This is a genomic window from Azohydromonas lata NBRC 102462, assembly GCF_001571085.1.
In the GTDB taxonomy this organism is placed as follows: domain Bacteria; phylum Pseudomonadota; class Gammaproteobacteria; order Burkholderiales; family Burkholderiaceae_C; genus Azohydromonas; species Azohydromonas lata.
The window spans coordinates 67193-92392 of record NZ_BCTC01000016.1 but is presented as its reverse complement, the minus strand read 5'-3'; the positions used below and the strand labels follow the sequence as shown (position 1 = coordinate 92392).

Below are 25200 nucleotides of genomic sequence, written 5' to 3'. Positions count from 1 at the left end.
GTTCACGGTCAAGGATGGCGAGCAGGTCTTCCTGGCCGCGGTGAGCGACACGCAGTGGGCGCTGATGTGTCGAGAGTTCGGCATGGAGCCGCTGCTGGCCGACCCGCGCCTGGCCACCAACAACGACCGCGTGCGCGCCCGCGAGTGGATGTTGCCGGTGCTGCGTGACCAGTTCGCGCGGTACAGCGCGGCCGAGCTGGGGGCGCGCTTCGAGAAGATCGGGCTGCCCTATGCCCCCATCACGCGGCCGCAGGACCTGTTCGACGACGCGCACCTGCTCGCCACGGGCGGCCTGGCGCCGGTGTCGCTGCCGTCTGACGCCTCTGGCGCGGGCCGGGCCGTCGATACGCGCACACCACTGCTGCCCTTGACGCTGGACGGCCAGCGCCTGCCGCTGCGCGCCGCGCCGCCGGCGCTGGGCGAGCACACCGACGCCCTGTTGCGCCAACTGGGCTATGGCAGCGACGAAATCCAGGCGCTGCGTGCTGCCGACGTGATCGGCGCCCACGCGCAAGCAGCGCATGCCCCTGCCGAGCAGGCCAACGCCTGAACGAGCCACTACCCGGAGACACCCATGCAGTCCTACGCCAACCGCCGCGCCGCCGTGAAGGCGCTTGTCTTGATCACGGGCCTCGCTGCCGCGGGCATCGTCCAGGCTCAGGCCTGGCCGACCCAGCCGATCCGGCTCGTGGTGCCTTACCCGCCCGCGGGCGCCACCGACGTGGTCGCGCGCCTGGTGGCCGAGCGCATCACCAGCGGCAACGGCTGGAACGTCGTCGTCGACAACAAGCCCGGTGCCGGCGGCAACATCGGCATGGACGCCGTGGCCAAAGCCAAGCCGGACGGCTACACGGTCGGGATGGGACAGACCTCCAACCTGGCCATCAACCCGACGCTCTACCCGAAGATGCCCTACGACGCGCTCAAGGCCTTCACGCCTATCGCGTTCGTGGCGCAGCAGCCGGTGGTGCTGGTCGTGAATGCCAGCTCGCCCTACAAGACGCTGGCCGACCTCGTGAAGGCGGCCAAGGCCAAGCCCGGCGCGCTGACGATGGCGTCCGCCGCCAATGGCACGGTGGGCCACCTGGCCGGCGAGCTGCTGTCCAAACGCGCCGGCTATCAAGCCACCCATGTGCCCTACAAGGGCGCGGCGCCGGCAATCAACGACCTGATCGCCAACCTGACCGACTTCATGTTGCCCACGCCCCAGGCCGCTCTGCCGCAGATCAAGAGCGGCAAGCTCAGGGCCTTGGCCGTGACCTCGACCAAGCGGTTGCCCATCCTGGGCGACGTGCCCACCGTCGCCGAAGCCGGCTATCCCGGCTTCGAGGCCGTGGACTGGAAGGTGCTGGTCGGCCCTGCCGGGATGCCGGCCGACGTCGTCAAGACCATGCACGGCGCCGTGGAGGCGGCGCTGGCCAAGCCCGAGACGGGGGCCAAGCTGCAGGCCGAGGGCAGCGCTCCCATGACGGGAACGCCCCAGCAGTTGGCGCAGTTCCTCAAGACCGAGCACGCCCGCTGGGGCGACGTGGTCCGCTCGGCAGGCGTGAAACCCGAGTAAGGCCCGGCCGCATCAGGTAGCGGCCTCACCACCCAAGCCTGCACAAGTCAGGCGACCGATCCCACTACAGACATCCATCATGAAACTCACCATCAAGGCGCTGTGCGCCGGCCTCGGCCTGTCGCTGCTGCACTTCGGCGTCGCGGCCCAAAGCTGGCCCGACAAACCGGCACGGCTGGTGGTGCCCTACGCACCGGGCGGCACCACGGATTTCGCGGCCCGCATGATTGCCGAGAAGCTGACGCAGCAGACCGGCAAGAGCTTTTTCGTCGAGAACAAGGCCGGCGCCTCCGGCACCATCGCTTCAGGGCAGGTGGCCAAGAGCGCGCCCGACGGCAGCACCTTCCTGGTCAATGACACCACCTACGCCATGCTGCCGGCGCTGTTTGCCAAGCTGCCCTGGGACCATGCCAACGACCTGGTGCCCGTGACGACGCTGGCGACCACGCCCGTGGTGCTGGTCGTCTCCGCTACGTCGCCGTTCAAGAGCGCACAAGCGCTGATCGAGGAGGCCCGCAAGAATCCCGGCAAGCTCAACTTCGGCTCCGGCGGCAACGGCAGCTCCACGCACCTGTCGGCCGAGGTGTTGAAGCGCGAGGGCAAGCTCTCCCTCACGCACATTCCCTACAAGGGCGCGGGCGACGCGATGCTGGGAGTGATCGGCAACCAGGTGGACTTGCTCATCACCGCGGCCCCCACCGCCGTGCCCCAGGTCCAGGGCGGCAAGGTGCGCGCGCTGGCCGTGACGGGTGACCAGCGCCTGCCCATGCTGCCCGACGTGCCCACCTTCAAGGAAATCGGTCTGCCGGGCTACGCGGTGACCAACTGGTTCGGGCTGGCGGCGCCCAAAGGCACGCCCAAGGAGATCGTGGACAAGTTGCAGGCCGAGGTGGCCAAGGCGCTGACGGATGCCAAGCTCAAGGAACGCTTCGCCGCCATGGGCGCGAAGCCGGGCGGCATCGCCCAGTCCGACTTCGCGCAGCTGGTGCGCAGCGAGACCAAGACCTGGACCGAGGTGAGCCGCACCGCCGGTGTCAAGCCGGACTGACCAGCCATGTGGAACCTGGACTTCCAGCCGCCGCAGGTCATCGAGGCTCGCGTGCTCACGCGCATGCCCGAGGCGCTGCGCCGCCCGGTGCGCAGCGAATGGGCCGACGCCAACAAGCCCGGCCAGGTCGTGGACTGCTTCCTCGAAGGCCCGGCCTTCGACAACGCCGGCAACGTGTACCTGACCGACATTCCGCACGGACGCGTCGTCCGGGTGACGTCGTCGCTGGAATGGGAAGCCGTGGCAGAAACGGGTGGTTGGCCCAACGGCATCGCGATCCATCGTGACGGCTCGCTGTGGGTGGCCGACTACCGGCGCGGCCTGCTGCGCGTGGACCCGGCCACCGGCTCGGTCGACACCGTGCTGGGCCACCGCAACTCGGAGAGCTTCAAGGGACTCAACGACCTGTGCTTCGACGCCCAGGGGCAGCTGTACTTCACCGACCAGGGCCAGAGCGGCCTGCACGACCCCTCGGGCCGTGTCTACCGGCTGCGCACGGATGGCGGCCTGGACCTGCTCATCGCCAACGCGCCCAGCCCCAACGGCATCGCGCTCGACCGCGACGGCCGCTTCCTGTTCGTGGCCGTCACGCGCGGCAACGCCGTCTGGCGCGGGCCGCTGCTGGCTGACGGTTCCATTTCCAAGGTCGGAGCGTTTCGCACCTTCTTCGGCACGAGTGGTCCGGACGGCATGGCCGTCGATGCGGACAACCGTCTCGTCGTCGCCCACGCCAGCCTGGGCTGCGCGTTCGTGATGAACGCCCGCGGCGAGGTCACCCACGTCGTGAAGAGCCCCACGGGCCACACCATCACCAACGTCGCCTACCGGCCCGAGAGTGCCCAGCTGGTACTGACCGATTCCGAAACGGGCACGGTGCTGTGCGCCGAGATGCCTTCGCCTGGCGCCCGGCTGTTCGCCCAGCGGTAGTGCTGCAGCTGAATCGGCGAAAGCCGAGAAGGCCCTCCACCCTTGCGGCGGGAAGCCACAGGGCCGCGTCGGCGTTCGGCGCAACCCGGCCCGCCATTCCCCGCAGATCACCAGCGCGCGCGCCGCGGGCGTCTGCCCAGGCCGCGCCCGCTCCAGCAGCCGCACTGAACAGGTGCGTCTTTCCCACAAGCATTCCATCAACGAGGAGGCCTTCGATGAAGAAACTCGCCATCGTGATCGCGGCACTGCCCGCAGCCACGACCTTGCACGCGCAATCCAACGTCGCGCTCTACGGTCTGGTCGACGCCGGCGTGGAAGTCGTCAACCACGCCAGTGCCACGGGCGGCTCCGTCACCCGGTTGACGTCGGGGGGCCAGAACACCTCGCGCTGGGGCCTGCGTGGCAGCGAGGACCTGGGTGGCGGGCTCAAGGCGCTGTTCCAGCTCGAAAGCGGCATCTCCGTCGACACGGGCGCCAACGACACCCAGCTCTTCCGCCGCCAAGCCAATGTCGGCCTGGAAGGCAGCTTCGGCCGGCTGATCGCTGGCCGCTCCTACACCACGGCGTACGACTTCATCCTGCCTTTCGACCCGATGGGCTATGCACCGGCCTACTCCTGGGCCACGGCCGGCAATGCCACCTCGGCAGCTGCCTCCAGCGCCTACGGCATGACCACGGCGTTCGACAACCTCCTGAAGTACCAGGGCACCTTCGGCGGCTTCAAGCTCGGCGCCTCCTACGGCTTCGGCGAGGTCGCCGGCGACAGCAGCGCCGGCCGGCGCTATGCCCTGGGCATGGGCTACGCAGCGGGACCCTTCAGCGCTGCCCTGACCGGCGAACGCGTCAACGCGCCGATGAGCACAGCGCCCCAGAGCAGGACGACGGCCTATCACCTGGGCGTGGGGTGGCAGCTCAACAACGCCATCGCGCTCAAGGGCGGTGCGCGCCATTACAAGCAAGAGCCCGCCGGAGGCGGCGCGGACCTGCGCGCCAACACCTACTGGGCCGGCGTGAACTGGCAGGCCACACCCGCGCTCGGCGTTACCGCGGCGCTGTACTTCCAGGACCAGCGCAACGTGGCCACCACCGAGGCCGATCCGAAGATGCTGGTATTGCGTGGCAAGTACGCGCTGTCCAAGCGCACCGACCTGTACGCCGTCACGGCACATGCCCGCGCGCGCAATGGCCAGCCGGTGGGCCTGACGCGCGACGTCAGCCCGCAAGGCGTCACGGGCTTCAGCGACACGCAAACCGGCGTGATGGTTGGCGTCCAGCACCGCTTCTGATTGGAGCACCGCTGACCGAGCTCAGGTGGGGCAGCCGGGATAACGCCCTCAAGGCGTACCAGTAGCAATCCGCTTGAGCTTGCCGCCGAGCTCTGCCCTCAACTCGGCTACTTGGTCACTCAGGGTCAGGTTCATGGAGGCCAGCACGGCCAGCTCCCTCTTGAGCTGTTCCCGCTCGGCGGTGACGTCACGAAGACGTTGGCGGACTGTCGCCAGATCGGTACGCATTTCATCGCGCTGCCTGCGCGCGGTGCGTCCTACAAGGCCGCGGATTTGCTCGGCAATGTCGGGGTAAGTGTTGTGGATCAGTGATGGCGCCACACCGGCCTCGATGGCCACGGCTGTGATGCTCATCTTCAGGCCCTTGTTCTTCACGCGCAGCACCGCGTACTGCAACTCCTGTGCAGTCCCGACCCGTCCTTTCGGGCGAGCACGTTGCTGGGGCTGCAAGTCCGACTTGCCGACTGAGCGCTTGGTCGATGGGATACTCATCGCACGTCCCCTGCCTGCGCTTGGTAGTGCTGCGCCTGCTGCTGCGAAGGCAGCGGCACACCAAGGTCCTCCAACACCTGCGCGGAACGCTTGATGGCCCGCTCAGCTTTCTGGGCAACAGAAGGGCCGCAATCCGTGATGGCAGCCAGCCTCAGGTTGTCCAGGTGGATCAGCTGCCACGTGTCGGCCTGATCCCGATCGATGACGGCTTGCGAGCAGCTGCTGCACATCGAAGGGTCATAGACACCTTGCCCGTGGCAGCCCCGGGTGCCGCTCAGGCACCATGCATGGCCCGTACTGCGGATATCGATCACCTCGGCCGCATGCTGGAGCAAGTCGGCCAGATTTGCGACAGGCGTGGCCCTGGTCTGCATTAGCTTCTTTCCTGCCCCGCCGCTAAGAAGAGCGTCCGGCTGCAGCCACCCCTCCATCAGCTCCACCCGCGCCAGTGCCTGCTCGCCCTCCAATTCGCGATACAGCGTCTGGTCCTGGCAAGGGTTAGACGCGTAGAGCTGCGTCAGGGATAGCGATGCGTGCTTGAGCTGCCACTTCAAGAACACCAGCCCCATGCGGCCCAGACGCGAGTTGGCAACGTTGTAGGCAAAGGTGCGGCGACACTGCTGGTTGGTCAGTTCCCAGTCGGTGCCCGCAGCGCGGGCAAGCGCCTTCAACTGCGCGATGCAGGCGTCCGACTTCATCACGTCGATGCGCCCGCCGCTGTCGCGGTGGTCCGAGCGAACCCCGCTGACGTTGAGAAACAGGCACTGGCCAATCTCGCGGACATAGTTGAGTCGCTGCACGGCCTCGGCGACATTCATTCCGTTGCCCAGACGACTTGATTCTGTCGCTTCAAGGCGAAGCAGCTTCTCCAACCAGAGGGCTTCTTCAGCCAGGCGCTGCTGCAGCGGCTGTGCGTAGCGCTGCAGGATTTCCAGCGCGCGCAGCGCCTGCGGCGGCACGAGGAAATCCACCCAGCCCTGCCTGGTCTTGATTTCCTTCGTGCGGACCCAGTGGAAGGCGACGCCCTGCCTGACCTCGGTGCGCCAGCACCCGCCGCACACCCCGATCGTTTCGCTATTGCGCATTCCAGAGCAGATCTGCAGGACGTACAACACGGCGTCCCGTATCGCCGTCAACTCGCGTGAGGTTGGCCCAAGCCTTCCTGCATCCCGCATCTGGAACAGTTCCTGCGCCTCATCGAGGCGACCCTCGCAATGGGCAAACAGGATGCGTTGCACGGAGCGTGGGATCACCGGTGTCCGGGCGGCGCGCCCGGCGGGCTCTCGTACACCGTTGTTGTCGTAGTGACAGACATGGTGCAGTGTGCTGCCGGCCCACGGATGTTGAGTTAGCGGGTACAGCACCTCGTCTGGGAAGCCCCAAACCATATCAACGACATCCAGCCTCCGCCTGAGAGTCGAGGGCTTGATCTTGCCGCGCAGCGGCACCAAATAGTCCGACAGGTGCAGGGCACGGACCTCGCTGAAGTTGCGCAGGCCCTGGTGCGACAAGTAGCGCAGCAGGGGAACGGTTTCTCTCCCTGTGGAGGCCACTGCACTGGCTGACCAGGGGCGGCCATCGATGCGCCCGCGGCGCAGCGCGCAATACAGCACCGCCTTGGTATCGTTCACGAGATCTTGTGCAACGTCAGTGGGCCAGGCGATGTGGAATTCCGGCAGCCGCTTGTTCGTGACTTGCGCCTCGACCGTCAGATCCCACACCGGGTCGCCAAAATGGGTCACCGGGTGTTCGTTGCCCTGCCCGTCGGCCACAGCGGTCACGACGATGCGGTCGCGTTCAGCCTGCGACAGGCCCGCCACGCTGACGGGCTGCATGGCCAGCAGCTCGAAAGCCCGGGGCCGTACAAGGTTCGGTAGCTTGACGACGGCAGCCGACGAATGCGTGGTATGCCCCGGGCGCGCTTCATGGGGCACGGAGGACTCTGCAGTAGGACCCGATGCAAGCACGGCATCCTGTGTCCCTTGCGGGGTTTTGGCGGGGGCATCATGGCGAAGAGCATCCAGGCTACGGTTCATGGTCGTCTCCCATGGCAACGTCGGGCGATTGGATGGCGGAGTCGCGTTCGAGGTCGGGCAGCCGCTCACGCGCCCGGCGACTCGCGGCCATCTGATGGACCCAAAACGGATGCAGGCCGGCTTCGGCTTTCGCGCGCGCCTGCCGGACGTTGCGTGCCGGGAATTGGCGTTGCGTGAAGTCGTCGATGAACGGGATGGCCAGACGATACCGGTCACGCAAATCTTCCACCATGTCGTCGCTGGTGCGTTGCAACCCCAGCGTTGCATCGAGGAACTCCAGTTCCGCCTTGGCGAACGCCTGGAAGCTGAACAGTCGCCACAGCTCATCGATCGTGCCAACGATGGCGAAGCTGGAGCAGAACAGGCACATCACGTAGCTCTCGCAGTGGTTCACCCCGTCGCGCGGTGCGTGTTCTCCGTTGAGCGTGTCCGTGCAGCGGGACACCGGCGTGTTCGCCGCCTGCGTGTTCGGCGTGGTCGGGTGCGCCGCCTTGAGCGGCTGGATCGTGATGACGTGCAAGGGACCACGGTGCTCGCCGCCTCCAGCTGCTGGGCCACTGCGGACAAGCTCGGTGTAGTCGTCGTTCATGAAGCCTGCGGCCTCGGCCTTGCGGGCGTCGTTCATCGTGGCGTAGTGGGCCGCCGCCACCCGCGGCGTGTTGCCCAGCAGGTTGGCCGTGATGGTCAGGTTCCCATCGGCCACGCGCATCGCACGGTCAAAGCTTGCCTTGCGCATACGGCTGAAATTCAACCGCAGAGGCTTGCCATCGTCGCCGAGCAGCCCGTGACGGGTAATCAGCGCGCGGATGGCCATGGACATCGCGTTGTGCGTCAGGCTGATGACCGCACCTTTCGTGGCTCTGCCACAACCTATGGCCCGGTACAGCCACACTCGTTGCTTGAGCTCGGCCGGCGCCTCGGCCACGAGCGAGGCAGTGCTCGTGATGGCCTGCTGCAGCACGGCACCCTCGGCCAGCGACAAGGTCATTTCAGCCTCGGATTGCGGTGCTGCTCGACCGATGCTGGTTGCGACCCGCTTGCTGCGGTACTTGTGGGTGCGAATGCGCACCGTGCCGGGCAGTACGCCCGGCAGCAAGGCGTCCCGGCGCAGTTCCAATAGGGGCGTAGGGTTGAGACCTTGCCGGTGCGCGACCACCAACAGCCTCAATGCCTGCACGTCCCTGGGGATGAGCTTCAGGCGTCCGTGGTAGTTCGCCGCAAGGTCTGTCTTGATGGCCTTCGAAAGGCGCTCCTGCTCGGTATCGCTGAGGCTGGTCTGGCGGCTCTGGCTGTCATGCCATGGCAGCACGCCGTACTTGAAGAACCGCGTGGGCTCGCTCGGTATGAAACCCTGCGCGATCATCTCCTGCAACACGAGCTTGACCTGTGTGTACATGACCCGTGACGTTGCTGCAGACCATCCAACGGCTTGGGAATGCTGGTGAAGCCAACCAATGAACTCCTGGACGTGAAGCGGAGAAAGCTCTGCCGGAGTAGCCACGCGAGGAACTTCGCGTTTGTCGGTCAGGTAGGAGAAGAAGTGCGTCAGAGCTCGCTGCGCCGTGATCAGCGTGCTGGTCTGGCGCGTTCCCGACAGCAGCAGCGTCTTGAGACAGGCCACCGCCGTCCAGACCCAGGCGTCGATGCCACGTCCCAGCCAGTCACTGAGGTCGAGGTTTCGTTGCTGTATGACGGCTCGAGATCGTGTGCCCAGCAAGGCCACTATGTCGATGCATGCGCCACCATTGTCCGGCAGGGTCGGCACAATCATCTGTGCCGCCGCGACAGACCTGGCAGGCGCTGTACGCTCCTGGCTGGCTTGATAGTTCTTTGACCTTGGCACGTTCCGTCCTCGTGGAGAAGGTGTCCTCAGCGTCAGGGCAGCGGGCGTCACGAAGCCGCGGTGTGCAATGCCGCGCTCACGTCGTAGAGCCGGTCGAACTCGGCCATCATCGTCAGCGCTTCGCCACCCAGCAGCCGCTCGATCTGCTGAAGGTAGACCATCGTTGTCTGCACGCTGCTGTGACCAAGGCGATCACGCACGTACATGAGCGGCTCGAGCTTGATGTCTGGATGTGCCCTGAGCAGGAGCAGCGTGTGGATGGCATAGCTGTGGCGCAGCATCAGCGGCCGGATGGGAAAGCCGACCTGCCTTCCCAGGTCCTGCATGACCTTGAGGGCGGAGTCCTTGCTGTAGGTGTTGCCGTGCACGGTCAACAGAAGGGTCTCGGATTCGCTATCCGGGCGGAGGTTGCGGTTGCGCTCGAACTGAGCATAGGCATGCATGTCCTCCATCAGGCTGTAGGGCACATGCACCACCCGGGGCTTGTCGAACTTGATCTCCATGTGGCGCGGATCAAGCCGCACATCGATAAGCGTTGCCGGCCTCAGGTCAGACCGTGTTGCTGGATCGAAGACGTAGGCCAGAGGGAACGTGCGCGCCTCCACGGAACGCAATCCGACACGGGCCATCAAATCGAAGAGCAAACGTTGAGAGGCCGAGCGGACGGCCGAGCGTGCTGCCTTGATCTGACTGGCCGTCAGGAATACCGGCTCCTTCTCCCATTCGTCCACCAAGACGTCAGGACGGCTGGTTGTGCGGCGTCCGCCCGTCACGTGCGACAGGTCGTGTTCGATTCCACGGATCGTGACATCCGAGCAGGTGAAGGGAAGCCGCTCGATCAAACCCCGTGATTGCGCCCAGCGGTAGAAGTCCGTGACGATCTTGAGCCTGTCGTTGATGGTCCCAGGCTCAAGCCCCAGGTCACTGGCCTGCCAATCCCGGTAGACGCGCACGACGCTCTGCCCGCATGAACCAAAGGGCTGGTTCCATACCAGCGCATTGGCATGCAGGAAACTGGCGAAGTCCCAGAGCCGGCGTCCATAAGCTTCCCACGTTTTGATATCCAAGGCTTTGCCGCGCCCCAACAGCAGATGATGGAGATAGGCATGGAACGGCTCAGCGGGCGTCATGTCATCTCCGAGAATCACCGGGAAACCTGGGCGCGGCCTGCCTGCATGGACATAGTCCTCGGTGGTAAAGATCAGCCTCATGCGCCGGCCCTCCTGAGCATGGCAATGGCCGTTTTGAAAGGCACACCCCAGACGTACATCACAAGGTCAATGGCGCCACCTCCGCCGGCGCCGGCTCTCGTGTCGTAGAACTTAGGCCCGTTGACCAGAAACTCCCATTCAGCACCAGCAGCGCTCACATGGACGCGCCTGGTGGCATGGCTTTTGGTCGGCTTGAAATCCGGATCGACGCAAACGTACTCGGCCAGCAGGCCAAGCGTGTGCATGGCCTCCAAGCCTCGCAGCCGGCTCAACTCGGAGTTGTCCACAGCGGCGATCTTCTCCCCCGCACCCCCTCATCTGCTACTCGTCTCTACGAGACAGGGACGAAATTACATTCCCCCGTGCTCCAGCACCACTTCCTCACTAACAAATCTCAGTTTGCTAACCAGGAACAGGTATGGGAAGGCTCGTCGTCCTGGGAGCGGTCGGCGCACAACCTGCGCCGGAAATTGACCGAGCGCGATGTGCCGCCGAATAACCCGTTGGCGCAGTTCGTGGGCTTTGCGGCCTATGAGGCGGCGGGCGGCAATGTGCGCCGCGATCTTTTCTCTGACGATGAAAGCGCGCCGGGGTATATGACAGAGCCAGTGCTGCTGGAAAAGCTGGCGCTGGAACGCCTGGAGCGCGAAGCCGAAGCCGTGCGCTGCGAGGGCTGGCAGTGGGTGGAGGTCCGCACCAGTTTCGGCTACAGCGACCGGCAGGCGTTCGACCACTGCCGCACGCTCGCTGTGGACCCGAGCGAGGAACAGCTGCAGCGGCTTGATGCCATCGAGGCGCTGGTGTCGGAACTGGAAGGCAAGATCGACGACTTGGACCCCGAGGCCGACAGCGCGGCCATTGACGCACTGGAAGCGCAGCAGCAACAGGCCGAGGCCGAGCGCGAAGCCATCGAGCAGACCCTGCAGCAGATCGACCCCCGCGATTTGCCGCTGGCCGGCGCAGTGGTGTACGTGGACCCGCGCGGCGAACTGGCTGTGTTGCGTGGGCTGGTGCGCGGGGAAGACCGCAAAGCCCAGGCTGCGCAGGGCGGCGCAGTGGCGGCACCGGGCAACTCTAGCGCGGGCACGGCCCAGGCCAAGGCACCCAAGGCCGACTACTCGGAAAAGCTGCTGCGCCAGTTGACCGCGCATCGGACTGCGGCACTGCGTGCGACGCTCGCGGACAGCCCGGCCGTAGCGCTGCGTGTGCTGGCCTACCAGCTTGCCGTGCAGACCGGCCTGTCGTCGCGCTGCGGCTCCGGGGACCGGCCTGTCGAGATTCGCGCCGACACCGCCGATGTGCGCAAGGAAGGTGCGGACTTGGCCGAATGCAAGGCACAGCAGGAGATGGAAGCGCACCGCGAGCGGTGGGGGAGCCTTCTGCCCGGCGACCAACGTGCCTTGCTGGCCTGGGTGCTCAAGGCCGACGACACGCAGGTGCTGGACCTGCTGGCCGTCTGCACCGCCAGCACGCTCAACACGGTGCAGGGCCGGGAAGCTCCGCAGCCCATCGCGGACGCCATCGCCGCCGCCGTCGATCTGGACATGGCCGACTGGTGGGAGCCGACTGCCGAGAGCTACTTGCTCTCGGTGCCCAAGGCCAAGGTCATCGAGGCGGTGCGCGAAGGCGCAGGCGCTGAAGCGGCGGCCGGCCTGGAAGGGCTGAAGAAGCCCGAGGCGGTCACGCTGGCCCAGCAGCGGCTGCACGGCAAGCGGTGGCTGCCGCCCGTGCTGCGCGCCAAAGGCTGAAGCCGCGCCGGCCCCTGCCGCAAGGCCAGGGGCCGGGCCGCCCGGCGATGCAATCGACCGCACAGCTCACCGCCTGCCGGCGCTGCTGGTTGCCTGCGCTGCCGGGCTTGGTTCGGCAGCGCAGCGCCGCAAGGCGCGGCTGCACTGTGCGCCACGGCTGCGCGCAGCGTTCATCCCGAGGACCGAAAGATGGACAAGGTACTCACCGAGCACCAGCGCAACGCCCTGCGCACCGCGCTCGCCGGCCGGCTCGTGGTGCTGTGCTTCGGCGCTGGCGTGGACTCCACGGGCCTGATGGTCGCGCTGCGTGCCGCAGGCCTGCGGCCGGACCTGGTGAGCATGGCCGACGTCGGCGATGAGAAGCCTGGCACCTGGCAGCACGTCGAGCGCATGGGCGAGGTCCTGCACGCTTGGGGATGGCCGCCGGTCACGGTCTGCCGCAAGGTGCCGCTGGCTGCCACGGGGTACACCTCGCTATCGGGCAACTGCTGGAAGAATGAGACCCTGCCCAGCTTGGCGTTCGGGCTGAAGTCGTGCAGCCACAAGTGGAAGACCGTGCCGCAGGACCAGCTGCTGATGGGCGTGGGCCGCGGCCCCAACCAGCGGCCGCCACACCCGCTGTGGCTGCAGGCGCAGGCCCAGGGCCGGCGCATCGTCAAGCTGATCGGCTACGACTGCGGCCGCGCGGATCTCCGGCGCTCGCACAAGGTCCCGGCCAGCGACCGGAGTTTCGACTACCTGCACCCGCTGCAGCTGATTGGCTGGCACCGGCAGGACTGCGTGCGCGCCATCGTGCAGGTCCTAGGGCCGGCGCTGGTGCCGATCAAGTCGGCCTGCTGGATGTGCCCGGCCTCGAAGGTCTGGGAATTGTGGTGGCTGGCTGGCGAGCACCCAGAGCTGCTGGAGCAGGCGCTGCAGCTGGAGCGTCGGGCGCTCACGGGCAAGCACAGCCGGTTCAACGCGGTGGAGTTCGGCGCGACGTGGGAAGAGCTCGTGCGCAACGCCGACTCGTTTCCCAGCACCAGCACGACGGTCGGGCTCGGCCGATCATTCGCCTGGAACCAGTGGGCGCGCGTGAACGACGTGGTGGATGCTGAATTCAATGTGCGGCGCGACCGTGGTGATGTGTTCCTGGCCATGGCCGCGAGCCTGCGCGAGGCCGACAACGCCCTTGATGCCCGAGGCGGGTCTGCTGCGGTCAGCGTGCCGCCGGCGGCACCTGTGCAGCTCTCGCGCCGCTCCAGTGCTGCCGTGCTCGATTGATGTGCCCCGCGTGTCCCCACGTGGTTGCTCTAGCATTGCGGCCCCAGATTGTTCGACCAACCAGGCAGTCAGCTTTTGAACAAGTCGAATCGCAGCCCAGTCATCGCCACGCCCGGCAACAACCGGCGTGTCCTCGTCATGCGCACCCCATCGAGCAGGAGTTCGCTGTGAGCTTGCCGCAGCCGACCCCTCTGCAGATCCAGCAAGCACGCCTCAATGCCGAGCTGACGCACCGTAAAGCGGCCGAGATCGCGGGCCTGAGCGACGCACAGGCATGGAGCAAATACGAGAACCCGGACAGTGGAAAAACCATCCCGGTATGGCGGTGGGAGTGGTTCCTGGTCCAGACCGGTCAACACCCGACGATGCACTTGGCCGAAGGCCCTGGACCGCTGGCGCACAAGCTGAACATCGCGCCCTGAGCTGAGGTCTTTGCAAACGCCCTCAGTGGATTCCTCGGCGTGAAGGAGTGTTCCCATGGCGTCCGCTGAATTTCCGATACCTCAATCGCCGGTGACGGTGACGCTGCAGATCCCTGCTGAGCAGCGCACCGAGTTCGAGCAGCTGCTGCAGGACTTCACTACCGGCAGGTCGCGTGCACTGACGCTGGCGTTCGACTTCGACGCGCACGACTATCGGAGCGGCCCAGGCCAAGCCCTGGTGCACGATCCTGAGACCACCCACGTGCTGTGCAGCCGCATCCTGGGGGACGACAAGCGCGACCCGGCCGCGGCGCCGGCCGATGCCGAAGCCTTGCACGCACTGCAGGCCAGACGCTTTGCCGAGTCCGGGCCGCTGTGAACGATGGCAATGCCGCCATGGAGCAGGCCGGCATTGATGCGCTCAAGCGGCTGTTCCAGATCGCGCAGCGACAGTTGAGCCAAGCCAGTTGGATCGTGCGCATTTCCTGCTGAACCTCTACAACGAGCAGCGGTTTCCTTGCGACCTTGCATCCCTGCGCTGTCTGGACGCCGACGCGTATGAAGACTGCATGCGGCTGCTGCGCATGGACGCCCGCTGCCGAATCCACGAGGTGTGCAGCTACTTTTCCAACGGCGGCGTGCAGTTCGAGGCGCGCATCCTCGACATCAGCCGACTCAAGCTCGTGGCCAAGGGGCTTGCGGAGCAGATAGACCCGTCCGGGCCATTCGCGCATGAGGCAGTCGAGTTCGTGCAATTTCTCAAAGACAACCGCTGACGCACGAAAGCCAGAGGCATGTGGACAAAAAAAAGCCCCAGCGTGCGGCTGGGGCTCGGTCAGTAGACCGGGATCAGTCGAACAAGCTCAACTGACCAGGGAAAGAGCGGCAATGCTCACGAACACGCTCCCACCGGCCGAACCGGCGGCGCACGTACGCACGCACATGCACACCCTTCGGGAACATGCAAAACCGCATGGTTAGCCCTCGTGGTGTTCTAGGGGAACGCGAGGACAACCTTGTCCGACACCAGCCCAGTCCGGTAGACTGAAGCCCTCTTTCCACGGAGTGTGTCAGTCGGGTTGTTTCCGTCTGCGCCGAATCAAGGCCGCTAGCTCATAACTAGTGGCCTTTTTTCGTTCTGAGTAGCGGTGCGCCCTGCACTGCTTCCTCCTTTCATCGTGCTGACAAGCACCTGTCTTGACGTCATGGGTACTAGTTTAACGCAGTCAGTGCGATTTTTCATCTTCGGCTATGTGCACCTGCACAAAACTTAAGCATCTTGGATAACTTTTTAAGGGTTTACCCTACTATTAATCTTCATTTGTATAGCAAGAAACGACTTATCCACAAGTTTCGTGCCATTTTTGGCACTTCATAGTGCCAAATCTCGCACTCCAAGACTGTTGCAGAATGACAACTCGTCTACAATGCGGTAATGAACTCTGCTACCCGCCTCACCCTTGAGCAAGAACTTGAGATCTTCAAGGATGGTCCTGAACCACAAGTTTGCTTGTTACTGGCTAAGCGCGTGCGCGAGCTGCGTAGTGCAACTGGTGAGTCTCAAGCCGCATTCGCACAACGAGCAGGCATATCAGTGCGAACTTACAAGCGCTTCGAGCTGGAAGGACATGCCAACCTAGAAAACTTTATTCAAATTTTGAGAGCCCTTGATAGAACTCGTTATCTGCCTTCCTTGTTTGTTCAGCCCAGCAAGACCATCCGCCCCCCCAGCATAAACGAAAGAATAGAAAAGATTTTAACAAGGGATCCAAAAGAAGTGCTTCGCCGCGCTTATGACTTGGATAAACCAATAAGTCGAGCAGACTCAGACGATCAATAGTCACGCCACTACTTGCATGCTGACCTATCGACCCACCGCGGAGTATCTTGACAACCATCGCTGACATTAGGATCACCCCCGCAGCAACGCTGCCATGCTGTGTTGCATCAACGGTTTAAGGCATAACCTCAGTAAGGACTCATATGGCATACATCGAAAATTTACATGCACCAGACATTTCCGATCTTGGGCCATCGCTAGTAGCCCGCACCGCGAGGGCAATGATTTCGCGCGGCGGCACCTCCATGGAATCATCCAACGCATTTCGTTTAATTACCGGCTTTCTCATTACAACGGACAAGGCAATACGTGAATACTGTGCAGGCAGAACTACGCTACTTGATTATTGCTCTAACTCAAAAGGACTTGACCAGCTACAAGATGGTTTAGGTCGATTCGAGACTTGCATCCTAACCGCAAAACGGGCGCTTCGATTCCTCGAAAAATTATCAGCACACCCTGATAGCCCAAAATTAGAAAGAACACTTCGCCGACTGTCTGGAAAATTCGGCGAAACTTTAATCCCAATTAGAAACACCATTGAACACATGGATGAAGAGATCGGCAAGGAGACTCAACTGACCCCTGGTATGGCTCACTTGCTGTCAATAGACCGAAGTGGAGAATATCTTGATATTTCAGAACACAAGATTTCATTGATGGATCTTGCAAAGATACTGCGGCATCTGCATCATGTGGGCCGCGAGTTATTAAGCAATTTACCCCCAAAAATATAGTGTTACCAGACTCCTAAATTTTTGTAATTCTGCCAATATCCGACCCAGTGTCAGCGCAATGAGCCTGACGGTGAATTCCACGCAATACTGCAACTCCACATTTTCATCCAACGCCCGGAAAACTGATCGACTTGTGGCGTGCCATAGATGCTCGGCGGGTGCCGCCCAAGTCTGAGAGGCAGGCAGCGAGCAAATCATCGCTCGATACCCTTGCCCCCTCGATTCCGCTGTACCTGCTGCAAGGCCAGGCGTTGCACGAAGTGCTGCTGCTCCTGCCGCACGCCCACACGCACGATGTCGGAAACGCCTTCCCGGTCCAGCACTGAAGCCAGCCTTCCCCATTCCTGACCGATGCGGGCCAGCTCTGCCGCAGGCAATGGCTGCCCTCGCAACCTCTGAAGCGCAGCCGCAGGCGCTTGGTTTGATTTGTCCGATGCGTAAAGCTCGACGCCTTGGCGGTCCACCAGTCGCACCAGGTGCACCAGCGGCGTGATGGCCGCCAGGGTGTGCGGCATCTGCGCCAGCGCGTCATCGTGATACCGGGGCAGCGTAAAGCGGGGCAGCGAGTTCTTGTTGTTCAACGCCTCGGCGTACCGGTGGTAGATCGCCTGCCTGCTGAGCTCGGGGTGGACCACCAGCACCCGCATTTCAATCTGGAAGCCGCGGGCGGCGAAGGTATTCACGGTTCGCGCCACGATGGGCGTTTGGCGCATGGTGGTCTCGATGACCGTGTGAAAGCGACTGTCGGCCGCCTCACGGATGCCTTTCTCGACCCACCAGCTCACATCGGCGCCGGTCTTGTCCGCGGCCGTTGCAGCATCGGCCAAGACGAGTTGGTCGTACAGCGGGTGGTAGTCGCGCAGCTCGTCGCCGTTGATGAAAGCCACGCCGTCGCCGGCGGCGGTGAGCTCGTGGCGTGCACGAAGAATGTTGCGGGTCTTTCCCGCTCCAGGCTGGCCGCCCACGATCACGAGGCGGGGCTGGCTGCTGCTGCGCGTGTTTCTGAACAGGGCATGCCGGACATCGCGCTGGTAAACCGCCTCCAGCGTCGCGTCGTCAACAAGCCGCATGGACGATGGTCAGATCAGCAGGCAGCGTGGGCCGAGCCCGCGACCTGACGCAGCCTCGTCGCCAGTATGTCGGCGTAGCGGTCGAATTCCGCCGTCAGCGCCTCGACCTGCCCGGCATCATCTGGATCAAATTGGAAGCGCTTGTCCAGGACGATATCGCGGGCCTTGATGCACTCCGCCTGTTGCTCCGGGGAAGGTTCCGCGGCCGCCAACCGGCCCAGCCGGGCAGCCACGACGCCCATGAGCTCCAGCAGCAGTTCGACCTTGATTTCGAGCGGACAGGTGGGCGGGGACTGCATGGCATGCTCCTTGACCGCAGCATTGTCGTCTTGTATCGGCGGTGTGTTCCAACTCGGGAGAATGGATGCACAACCCACCCTACTCCCTACCCTTCGCCACCGCATCCGCGCATTTGCCCAAAATTTAGGCAACAAGCGAAAGTCCTTATGTGACAACGACTTGAGCCTGTCCAGGGCGGCTTGCGAACAGCCTTGTGCACAGATACCGGGGACAAGCGCATCAGCGCGGAGTGCTCGCCCCGACGGTTGTCTTGCTCGCCGCAGGAGACTGGTCGGTACTGTCCTTCTGCTGGGAGATTGGCTCAGCCAACGGCGCCACCTGATGCGCGCTGCTGCTGCGCATTGCTGGCGGGCTTCCTGCGTCTGGGCAATAGCCGGCTTCCTCGTGCGAGGCAAGGTGACGCGGCCGGCCAACGGCTAGGGTGGATCGGTCCCAGGGAGTCAGGTACCAGGTCTGCCAGAACGCTCCTTGGCCATCGAACTCGATACCGCCCAGCACCATACCCAGCGGCGCACACCACAGGAGCGCCACGTCGCGGAGCGGCGGCAACAGTTGGTCCTCGATGGCCCGGTCCAGCGCGTGCAGCGTAGCCACACGGCACAACCGGCGGCCCATCGCTTCAACGGCCGCTTCCTGGACCCGCAAATCACCGCGCACCGGAACGATACGGCTACGCTCCTCCTTGGGCACGGGAACGCCTCGAATTCGCTGGCGGCGGACTTCAAACAGCATCGGCGGGGGATGGCGTGTTGATCTGGCGGCTCACCGCGGCGACTGGTAGCCGCCCTCGATCCATGCGCCGGCACTGGCGGCATTGAGCTTGAAGTCGGGGCGCACCTTCACGCTGGCCAGCTGCTCGCCGAACACGTCCTTGGCCGCCAGCACGGCGTAGGGCTCGTACTCGTCCGGCACGATGTCGAGCTCGACCGTGACGGTCTCGCCGCCGGCGCTCACGGTGACGCTCTTGTGCAGCATCGCGTGCTGATGCTGGTCGGCGCGGCGCCGCACCTCGCTGGCGGTTTTCACCAGCGTGTTGAAGGCCGCCACGTCCAGCGGCTTGGGGTTCCTCTTGTCGCGGCCCATGGTCCACGGGCCGACCAGCGCCGGCTCCGACTCGCCATGGCGCGTCATTGCCACCGCCCAGCCGTTCAGATCGCTACTCACTGTGAGTTGAACGCAAGGTCTTGCGCGACTTACGGTTCTTGTTACTCACACATTTCGAAGAGCTGGTGGCGTAGTGGCGCGAGCAGGAGTTCCCCAAGATCGCTGCGCGGGCCAAGCGCGAGGGTGCAGTGGTGCTGTTTGGTGACGAGTCGGGCATCAGGGCGGATCACCATGCGGGCACCACGTGGGCTCCTGAGCTGCAGCCTCCGGTGGTCAAGGCCACCGGTGTACGTTACGGGCTCGACATGCTCTCCGCCATATCGGCCACAAAGCAGCTGGGTTTCATGACGATGGAGGGACGCGTCAACGGCGCAGCGTTTGCGGCCGCACTACTCCCGAGAGCGCATGCATGCGCGGGCCGGCCTCGAAGGCGTTGTGGCGGGGTTGCCGTCATCGAAGGGCGGACAACGAACGGGCCTTTACGACTGAACGCCTGCCGCGCACGCCAGCGTTGCCGTCCACAGGCACCGTCCCTTTCCCGGGAGCACCGTCAGCGCGTCCCGCGCTGCTCAGCGTGCTAGCAAAGCCCTGCCCCAGCGAAGTGGAAATGAAGTGTTTCCATATACGCCCAGTGTTGCTGAAACATGCCGGGGTCGCGTGCTTTGATATCTGGCCTAACCGGTCAGCACCTGAAGCCGCCCGGTCATTCCACAGGAGTAGTCGTATGCGGTTTTCATTGACGGCCCTGCCGCGGTGCAGCGCACTGGCGGCTCTACTGTCCTTGTTCGCCTTGGGCACGAGCTTGTCCCCCGCGCCCGTAAATGCCGCGCCGGCGGGCCCTAAATACCGCATCGAGGATCTGAGCATGGCCGGCTATGTGGTCACTCAGGCCGTCGGGCTGAACAACAAGGGCGAGGTGGCGCTGAATGCCTGGACCTCGTTCTTTACCGAGGTCAACCCGTCCATCTACCGCGGTGGCAGCCTCACGAGCGTGGCCGACCGGTTCCGCTTCCTGGAAGGCATCAACGACCGCGGCGACCTTATCGGCGAAGGACTTAACCGGAACCGGGCCTCGCTGTGGCGCGATGGCCAGATGATTGATCTGCGCACCACTTTCTTCGGTACCACCGCCGTGGACGGCGTGGCCGTGGCGATCAACAACAAAGGCCAGGTGACGGGCGCTATGCAGTCCTCGTTTTCCCAGCCGGGCCAAGTCTTCGTCTACGACGGCACCTCCAGCCGCTACCTGGAATTGCCCGCCAACCGCGGGGCCACCGCCTGGGACATCAACGAGCACGGTGCCGTGGCCGGGCAGTTCGAGCCCGACCGCAGCGACTTCTTCGACGGTGAGTACCTGGGTTTCGTGCACGACGGCACCCGGGCCACCGTGCTGCCCACGCTGGGTGGCAAGCAAGGATATGCCTACGGCATCAACGACGCCGGCCAGGCGGTGGGTTATGCCTTCACCAACGACGATGCCGTCATCGGCGGCTACCTCTACAGCGGCGGCACCCTGAGCCCGCTGGGGGTGGACATCGCCAGGGACATCAACAACCGCGGCTGGATCGTAGGCACCGACGCGCGCAACGCCTTCCTGTACCGTGGCGGGCAGGTCCACTACCTCGCCGACCTGCTGGTAGGCGACGACGCAACGCGCTGGAGCCTGTACGACGCTACCGCCATCAACGAACGGGGACAGATCATCGGGTATGGCTTTGCGGATGGCCGCGATCGGCCCTTCCTCGCCACGCCCGTGCCAGAACCCTCGGTCTGGGCGCTGATGCTGCTGGGGTTTGGCGTGGTGGGCCGGGTGGCGTGGCAGCGCCGGACATAGCATGAGGCATACGCTGCAAGAAGACGATCAAGGTCCGTGCCTACTTGCACGAGATGCTGGAACAAATCGGCAGCAGTGGTACTGAACACTCTCAATTCGACGCGGGTTCCACAAGCGGACCAAGGCCAAGCCGTTTGAGCTTGCCGTCGACTTCTGCCCTCAGAACGGCAACCTGCTCGCTCAGGGTCAAGTTCGTTGAAGCCAGCATGGACAACTCCCTCTTGAGCTGATCCCGCTCGGCGGTGACTTCGCGAAGACGTTGACGGCTGGCTGTCAGCTTTGCGCGCATCTCGTCCCGCTGCCGGCGCGAGGTGCGGCCCATGACGGCCCTGATTTCCTCCGCGATGTCAGGGTAGGTGTTGTGGATCAGCGAAGCATCCACTCCGGCTTCCCTTGCCACCGCCGAGATGCTGACCTTCAGTGCCTTGTTTTTGAGCCTGAGGAGGGCGAGCCGTAACTCCTCTGTGGTCTTTTCCCGGCTTCGGCCCCTGGCCGGGACTTTCAAACGGGAGGAATCTGCCGGCTTTGATTCAACCTTCCCGGGAACCGTCGTGAGGACGCGGCTCATGTCGGGATCTCACCGTCAGTTGCGTTGTCTCCTTGCTCAGGTACGGCAACGCCCAGCTCCTTGAGTACCTCGGCCGAGATCTCGATCTCCCTGGCAGCGCGTTGCTGTACGCCTGGGCCGCAGTCCGTGACCTTGCCCAACTCCAGGTTCTGCAGGTGGATATTTTGCCAGACGCCAATGTTCCTGCCATCGATCACAGAAGTCGAGCAGTCAGCACACTTGATGGGCTCGTAGAGGCCCTCGCCACCGCACCCTCGCTGCTCGGCCAGGCACCACGAGTGTCCCGTGCCCCGGATGTTGACATGCTGCGCGGTGTGCAGGAGCAGGCTTCGCCTGTCCTTGATTGCCGTAGCTCGGAGTTCCTTGATCTTCTTACCAGCTCCGCCGGCCAGCGGCTCATCGCCGTCGAACCACGATTCCATCACATCAATCCTTTCGGTGGAGATTTCGTCGCGGATCTCTTCGTACAGGGCACCGTCCTGGCGTGGGTTGGCCGCATAGAGCTGCGTCATGCTCATGCTGCAATGCTTGAGCTGCCACTTCAGGAAGACCAACGCATTCGCCCCCAGTCTCGACTGTGCAATCAACCACGCAAAGGTTCGACGGCACTGGTGGTTCGCCAGTTCCCAGTCGACGCCTGCATTGACCGCCAGTCGCCGCAAAGCGGCGTTGCACGCGGCAACGCTCATGACCTTGACTTGACCATCTACGCCCGGCATTTCTGTTCGGCTTCGATGATCCAGCGTGAGGAACAGGCTGGTTGAGGACGCACGTGCTTGTTCCAGGCGCTGCATCGCAGCAACCCGTGTCACGCCCGTCGACAACGTTTCCTGGCTCTGGTCTCGGCGCTTGTGCCCCCGTTGAACAGGCTCGGCAAGAACTTGTTCGAGCCGTTCGATTTCCGCGCGAAGCAGGGACTGATACGGCGCAGCCCAGCGTTGCAATGTCTCCAATGCCCGCAACGTCTCGACAGGGGCAAGGAACTCCACCAGTCCCTTGCCGGTCTTGTGTTCCCATGTCTTTATCCAGTGGAAGGTGGTGCCGCTCTTGCGCTCAGTCCGCCAGGCGCCGTTCCTGACTCCCGTGGCTTCGCTGTTGCGCATCCCCGTGGAGATCTGCAGCAGATACAGCACCGCGTTTCGCACCTCAACCAGACGAGTCGAGAAGGGCCCGATTTTCCCGGCGTCCCGGGCATCAAGCAGCGCAGCTGCCCTGCTCAAGATCAACTCAGCGTAATTGAAGATGCTGGCCTGTACCGCGGGCGGAATCACAGGGGTCTTGCCAACCGCGATGCCGTCGCGCATGCCACACACCTTGCGCAGTCCATCGCCTGCCCAGGGATCGATGACGAAGGGGTATTTCACGTCCTGCCTGAACAGCCTCACCAGTTCCAGGATCTCAAGCCGGTACCTCAGGGTCGTAGGGCCGACTTTTTCTACAGCCCTCATATGCTCGACGTAGTCACAGACGTGAATGGGTCGCACCTGGTCGAAGCGCTGCACCCCGACTCGGGCAAGGTGCTGCAACGTCCTTTTCCCATCCTGCATGGCAAGGAACACCGTCGCAGCGGCAGGCGTTTTCCAGCCGGGCTTGCCGCGCTTGTACCAGGCATAAAGAGCAGCCTTTGCGTCCTCGACAAGTGCCTCTGGGACATTACCGGGCCATTCGAAGACCATCTGGTGTTCAGGACGGTTCTGGACCTTGAACAAGCTTCGAAGATCCCACACGGAGTCGCTGAAGCGACTGACAGCCCGCACATGCCCGTGGTCGTCTTCCAAGGCTGAGATGACAACCCACCCACGTTGCGCACGGGTGAGCCCTGCCACCGTGGTGGGCTGAATGGCGAGCAGCGCCTGGGCCCGATGTGCTGTGTGTGTACGCGGCACTGCGGCGCGTCGAGCGATACCGGGCTTCGAACTATGGGACCTGGACTGCTCCAAGTCACGATCCCCGCGTTGGCTGCTTGGAACACGGCACGGCTCCGTCTCAGGATGCTGTGGCGGAACAAGAACGGTTTCATCTGTCGCGTGCCGACCGACAGCCGTGAGAGTCGCGCCGACTGCCCTTGTAAGCCTGCTGGTACTCATGTTCTTCACGCTCCATGGGCAAGGCGCATCTACGACACCACAGAAGAAGCGTGGCCACGGAAGGATCGGGCCTTGCGCAGTTCAAGCGCCCAGAAGGGATGCAACTGGACCTTCGCTCTGGCTTTGGCCTCGCGTGGCAGCTTCGGCCCGAAGTGCAGCGTCGTGAAGTCGTCGATGAACGTGATGGCCTGCAGCAGGATGTCGCACAAACTCTGCATCTCGGCGACATCGACCAAGCCCTCGCCGCGAAGCGTTCTCATGCGTGCGAGCTCGATCTCGAGGAAGGCCTGGAAGCTGAACAACCGCCACAGGTCATCAGGCTCGCCCACCACTGCAAAGGATTTGCAGAACAGGCACAACAGGAACGACCTGCAGTGATTCATGCCGTCCTTGGGTGCATTTTCCCCATAGAGACTGTCCTTGCACCGTGCCGTCGGCGTAGGCGTCAGGTCCTGTGTCGTGACCGTGGCGATTGGGATGATCGTCTTGCCGCTGCTGCTGGCTGCGAGGAGTGATGCCAGGCCCGCGCCGAGCAATCGTGCCGCTTCTGCCTTGATCTTCTCGGTGATGGACGAGTAGTTGGTGCCGGCCACGCGGGGGGTGTTTCCCAGCAGCGCCGCCACCCCGAACGGATCCCCTTCGGTCAGACGCCAGCCTCGCTGCGCGAGCGACTGGCGCAGCCGCATGGTGTTGAGCTTGAGCGGTTTTCCATCGTCGCCAAGAAGACCGTGGCGCTCGACCAGCCGTGCAATGCTCCTGTGCAGGGCACACTTGTTCAGGCACGTGATGCCTCCCCTCGATCGTTGTGCCTGAGACGAATATAGCCACACCAGATTCCTGTACGGGACCGGCGCTGCGGCGATCAATGGCTCTGTAATGGCGATCATGCGCTGCAGTACCGCCACGGCATCCATTGGAATCACCCTGGCATTGTTTCCAGGGTCGTCAGTGTCGGACTGCGGTCCGCGCAGAGCCTTGCGTACCGTTTTGTGCGCCCGGTACTTCCGGGTTTCCAGGATCATGGTACCGGGCAGCAATCCTGGCCGCAGTGGATCTCGGCACATTTCAAGCAGCGGTGTCGGGTTTCCTCCCGTTCGCAGCGCAACCACCAGGTAATGCAACGTCGCCACGTCCGCTCCCGTCAAGTGGATGCGTCCGTGGTGAAGTGCCGAGAGGTCCGCCTTGAGGGATTGTGCGAGCCGCTGCTGTTCCGCATCGCTCAATGGCTGCTGCGCCGCGGATGTCTTCGACAGCCCAGCGAACGGGTTGGTCGGGAAGAAATCTCTCTCCTCGACCTTGATCGCGTACTGCCGCAGCAGCAATCTCAATGCGCCCTTGGCCCGTGTGTATTCCGTTCTGACTCCATCACCACGGCTTTGCCGGGCCGCTGCCCGCATCCTGAGCCAGGCCACGAACTGGCGGACATGGGCAGCCGTCATACCAGCAGGATCAGTGAGTAGTGGCACGCAGCGACCTTCCGTGAGGAACCTGAAGACCTGCCTGAATCCGCCTGCATAGCCATTGAGGGTGTTCAATTCGTGTTGCCGTGCATGCAGTGCCGCAACCAGCGCGTCCTTGCTCGCCCAGACCCACGCATCAATACCTCGACCCAGCCACTCGGACAGAGCAATGGTCCTTATGCCATCTGGGTTCCGACGTCCATGACCAACGATCTCCATGACATCGACATCGGCGGAACCTGTCGCGACGGCGGCGTGCTGCATGCCGGCATCACGCACGGTCGCGCCGGGCACCGCGTCTGCAACCTCGGCCAGCCCGGGCTTGGGTCCATAGTTCTTGCTTCTTGGCATGGCGAGCTCTCG

The 25200-nt window shown here is 63.8% G+C and carries 26 protein-coding genes; 14 read left to right on the top strand and 12 right to left on the bottom strand.

The genetic code is table 11. From position 1 onward, the window contains the following. The 5 genes from ALA01S_RS08470 to ALA01S_RS08450 form a co-directional block, all read left to right on the top strand. Positions 1-550: CoA transferase (locus ALA01S_RS08470; protein ID WP_169805878.1), on the top strand; the 550-nt coding region annotated here is incomplete at its 5' end. Between the two features lie 24 nt (positions 551-574). Then, positions 575-1561, top strand: a complete 987-nt coding sequence (locus ALA01S_RS08465; protein ID WP_066334690.1) for a Bug family tripartite tricarboxylate transporter substrate binding protein — start codon at positions 575-577, stop codon at positions 1559-1561. A 79-nt stretch (positions 1562-1640) separates the two neighbouring features. Beyond that, a complete protein-coding gene (locus ALA01S_RS08460) occupies positions 1641-2609 on the top strand; it encodes a Bug family tripartite tricarboxylate transporter substrate binding protein (RefSeq protein ID WP_084267349.1) in 969 nt (322 codons plus the stop codon). A gap of 6 nt (positions 2610-2615) precedes the next feature. Beyond that, positions 2616-3536 carry an SMP-30/gluconolactonase/LRE family protein gene (locus ALA01S_RS08455; RefSeq protein ID WP_066334688.1) on the top strand — a complete coding sequence of 307 codons (921 nt, stop codon included), beginning with the start codon at positions 2616-2618 and terminating at the stop codon, positions 3534-3536. Positions 3537-3751: 215 nt separating this feature from the next. Continuing rightward, positions 3752-4822, top strand: a complete 1071-nt coding sequence (locus tag ALA01S_RS08450; protein ID WP_066334687.1) for a porin — start codon at positions 3752-3754, stop codon at positions 4820-4822. A gap of 48 nt (positions 4823-4870) precedes the next feature. Here the strand turns inward: ALA01S_RS08450 and ALA01S_RS08445 are convergent, their stop codons facing one another. From ALA01S_RS08445 to ALA01S_RS08425, 5 genes are all read right to left on the bottom strand, one after another. Next, complete coding sequence (locus ALA01S_RS08445; RefSeq protein WP_066334685.1) at positions 4871-5314, bottom strand: hypothetical protein; 444 nt, start codon at positions 5312-5314, stop codon at positions 4871-4873. Beyond that, the gene (locus ALA01S_RS08440) at positions 5311-7149 is read right to left on the bottom strand and encodes a site-specific integrase (protein WP_066334682.1); all 1839 of its coding nucleotides are present in this window, start codon (positions 7147-7149) and stop codon (positions 5311-5313) included. The genes ALA01S_RS08445 and ALA01S_RS08440 overlap by 4 nt, the downstream gene beginning before the upstream one ends. A gap of 190 nt (positions 7150-7339) precedes the next feature. Further along, the gene (locus ALA01S_RS08435) at positions 7340-9121 is read right to left on the bottom strand and encodes a site-specific integrase (RefSeq protein WP_157118848.1); all 1782 of its coding nucleotides are present in this window, start codon (positions 9119-9121) and stop codon (positions 7340-7342) included. A 119-nt stretch (positions 9122-9240) separates the two neighbouring features. Continuing rightward, the gene (locus tag ALA01S_RS08430; RefSeq protein WP_066334678.1) at positions 9241-10404 is read right to left on the bottom strand and encodes a tyrosine-type recombinase/integrase; all 1164 of its coding nucleotides are present in this window, start codon (positions 10402-10404) and stop codon (positions 9241-9243) included. Next, positions 10401-10691, bottom strand: a complete 291-nt coding sequence (locus ALA01S_RS08425; RefSeq protein WP_238455733.1) for a hypothetical protein — start codon at positions 10689-10691, stop codon at positions 10401-10403. The genes ALA01S_RS08430 and ALA01S_RS08425 overlap by 4 nt, the downstream gene beginning before the upstream one ends. Positions 10692-10766: 75 nt before the next feature. Here ALA01S_RS08425 and ALA01S_RS08420 point away from each other — a divergent pair, with 75 nt between their 5' ends. The 7 genes from ALA01S_RS08420 to ALA01S_RS32705 all read left to right on the top strand — a co-directional run bounded on the left by ALA01S_RS08420 (position 10767) and on the right by ALA01S_RS32705 (position 16414). After that, complete coding sequence (locus tag ALA01S_RS08420) at positions 10767-12152, top strand: hypothetical protein (RefSeq protein WP_157118847.1); 1386 nt, start codon at positions 10767-10769, stop codon at positions 12150-12152. A 189-nt stretch (positions 12153-12341) separates the two neighbouring features. Beyond that, positions 12342-13415, top strand: a complete 1074-nt coding sequence (locus ALA01S_RS08415; protein ID WP_174548612.1) for a hypothetical protein — start codon at positions 12342-12344, stop codon at positions 13413-13415. Positions 13416-13582: 167 nt separating this feature from the next. Beyond that, positions 13583-13837, top strand: a complete 255-nt coding sequence (locus ALA01S_RS32715; RefSeq protein ID WP_157118846.1) for a helix-turn-helix domain-containing protein — start codon at positions 13583-13585, stop codon at positions 13835-13837. A 55-nt stretch (positions 13838-13892) separates the two neighbouring features. Then, on the top strand, positions 13893-14216 hold the full coding sequence (locus ALA01S_RS08405; RefSeq protein WP_157118845.1) for a hypothetical protein: 324 nt from the start codon (positions 13893-13895) through the stop codon (positions 14214-14216). Between the two features lie 88 nt (positions 14217-14304). Further along, on the top strand, positions 14305-14613 hold the full coding sequence (locus ALA01S_RS08400; protein ID WP_157118844.1) for a DUF7673 family protein: 309 nt from the start codon (positions 14305-14307) through the stop codon (positions 14611-14613). A 659-nt stretch (positions 14614-15272) separates the two neighbouring features. Next, positions 15273-15677, top strand: a complete 405-nt coding sequence (locus ALA01S_RS32710; protein ID WP_157118843.1) for a helix-turn-helix domain-containing protein — start codon at positions 15273-15275, stop codon at positions 15675-15677. A 143-nt stretch (positions 15678-15820) separates the two neighbouring features. After that, entirely contained in the window at positions 15821-16414 is a 594-nt protein-coding gene (locus ALA01S_RS32705) for a hypothetical protein (protein WP_157118842.1), read from the top strand. Between the two features lie 194 nt (positions 16415-16608). Here the strand turns inward: ALA01S_RS32705 and ALA01S_RS08395 are convergent, their stop codons facing one another. The 4 genes from ALA01S_RS08395 to ALA01S_RS08380 all read right to left on the bottom strand — a co-directional run bounded on the left by ALA01S_RS08395 (position 16609) and on the right by ALA01S_RS08380 (position 18915). Next, the gene (locus ALA01S_RS08395) at positions 16609-17484 is read right to left on the bottom strand and encodes a zeta toxin family protein (RefSeq protein ID WP_066334666.1); all 876 of its coding nucleotides are present in this window, start codon (positions 17482-17484) and stop codon (positions 16609-16611) included. Positions 17485-17498: 14 nt separating this feature from the next. After that, the gene (locus tag ALA01S_RS08390; protein ID WP_066334663.1) at positions 17499-17783 is read right to left on the bottom strand and encodes a hypothetical protein; all 285 of its coding nucleotides are present in this window, start codon (positions 17781-17783) and stop codon (positions 17499-17501) included. Between the two features lie 220 nt (positions 17784-18003). After that, on the bottom strand, positions 18004-18516 hold the full coding sequence (locus tag ALA01S_RS08385) for a hypothetical protein (protein WP_169805877.1): 513 nt from the start codon (positions 18514-18516) through the stop codon (positions 18004-18006). A gap of 30 nt (positions 18517-18546) precedes the next feature. Beyond that, entirely contained in the window at positions 18547-18915 is a 369-nt protein-coding gene (locus ALA01S_RS08380) for a hypothetical protein (RefSeq protein WP_066334659.1), read from the bottom strand. Positions 18916-19076: 161 nt separating this feature from the next. On the opposite strand from ALA01S_RS08380, the gene ALA01S_RS35455 reads away from it, so the two are divergent. Both ALA01S_RS35455 and ALA01S_RS08375 read left to right on the top strand, forming a co-directional pair. Then, positions 19077-19469, top strand: a complete 393-nt coding sequence (locus tag ALA01S_RS35455) for a transposase (protein ID WP_373862982.1) — start codon at positions 19077-19079, stop codon at positions 19467-19469. Positions 19470-19753: 284 nt separating this feature from the next. Beyond that, positions 19754-20722: a PEP-CTERM sorting domain-containing protein gene (locus tag ALA01S_RS08375; RefSeq protein WP_066334657.1), complete on the top strand. Its 969-nt coding sequence runs from the start codon at positions 19754-19756 to the stop codon at positions 20720-20722. Between the two features lie 91 nt (positions 20723-20813). Here the strand turns inward: ALA01S_RS08375 and ALA01S_RS08370 are convergent, their stop codons facing one another. The 3 genes from ALA01S_RS08370 to ALA01S_RS08360 form a co-directional block, all read right to left on the bottom strand. Continuing rightward, a complete protein-coding gene (locus tag ALA01S_RS08370; protein ID WP_238455732.1) occupies positions 20814-21290 on the bottom strand; it encodes a TetR/AcrR family transcriptional regulator in 477 nt (158 codons plus the stop codon). Continuing rightward, positions 21287-22999: a site-specific integrase gene (locus tag ALA01S_RS08365; protein ID WP_169805876.1), complete on the bottom strand. Its 1713-nt coding sequence runs from the start codon at positions 22997-22999 to the stop codon at positions 21287-21289. Before ALA01S_RS08365 ends, ALA01S_RS08370 begins: the two co-directional genes overlap by 4 nt. Before the next feature lie 407 nt (positions 23000-23406). Continuing rightward, positions 23407-25188 carry a site-specific integrase gene (locus ALA01S_RS08360; RefSeq protein ID WP_157118839.1) on the bottom strand — a complete coding sequence of 594 codons (1782 nt, stop codon included), beginning with the start codon at positions 25186-25188 and terminating at the stop codon, positions 23407-23409. Between the last annotated feature and the right edge of the window lie 12 nt (positions 25189-25200).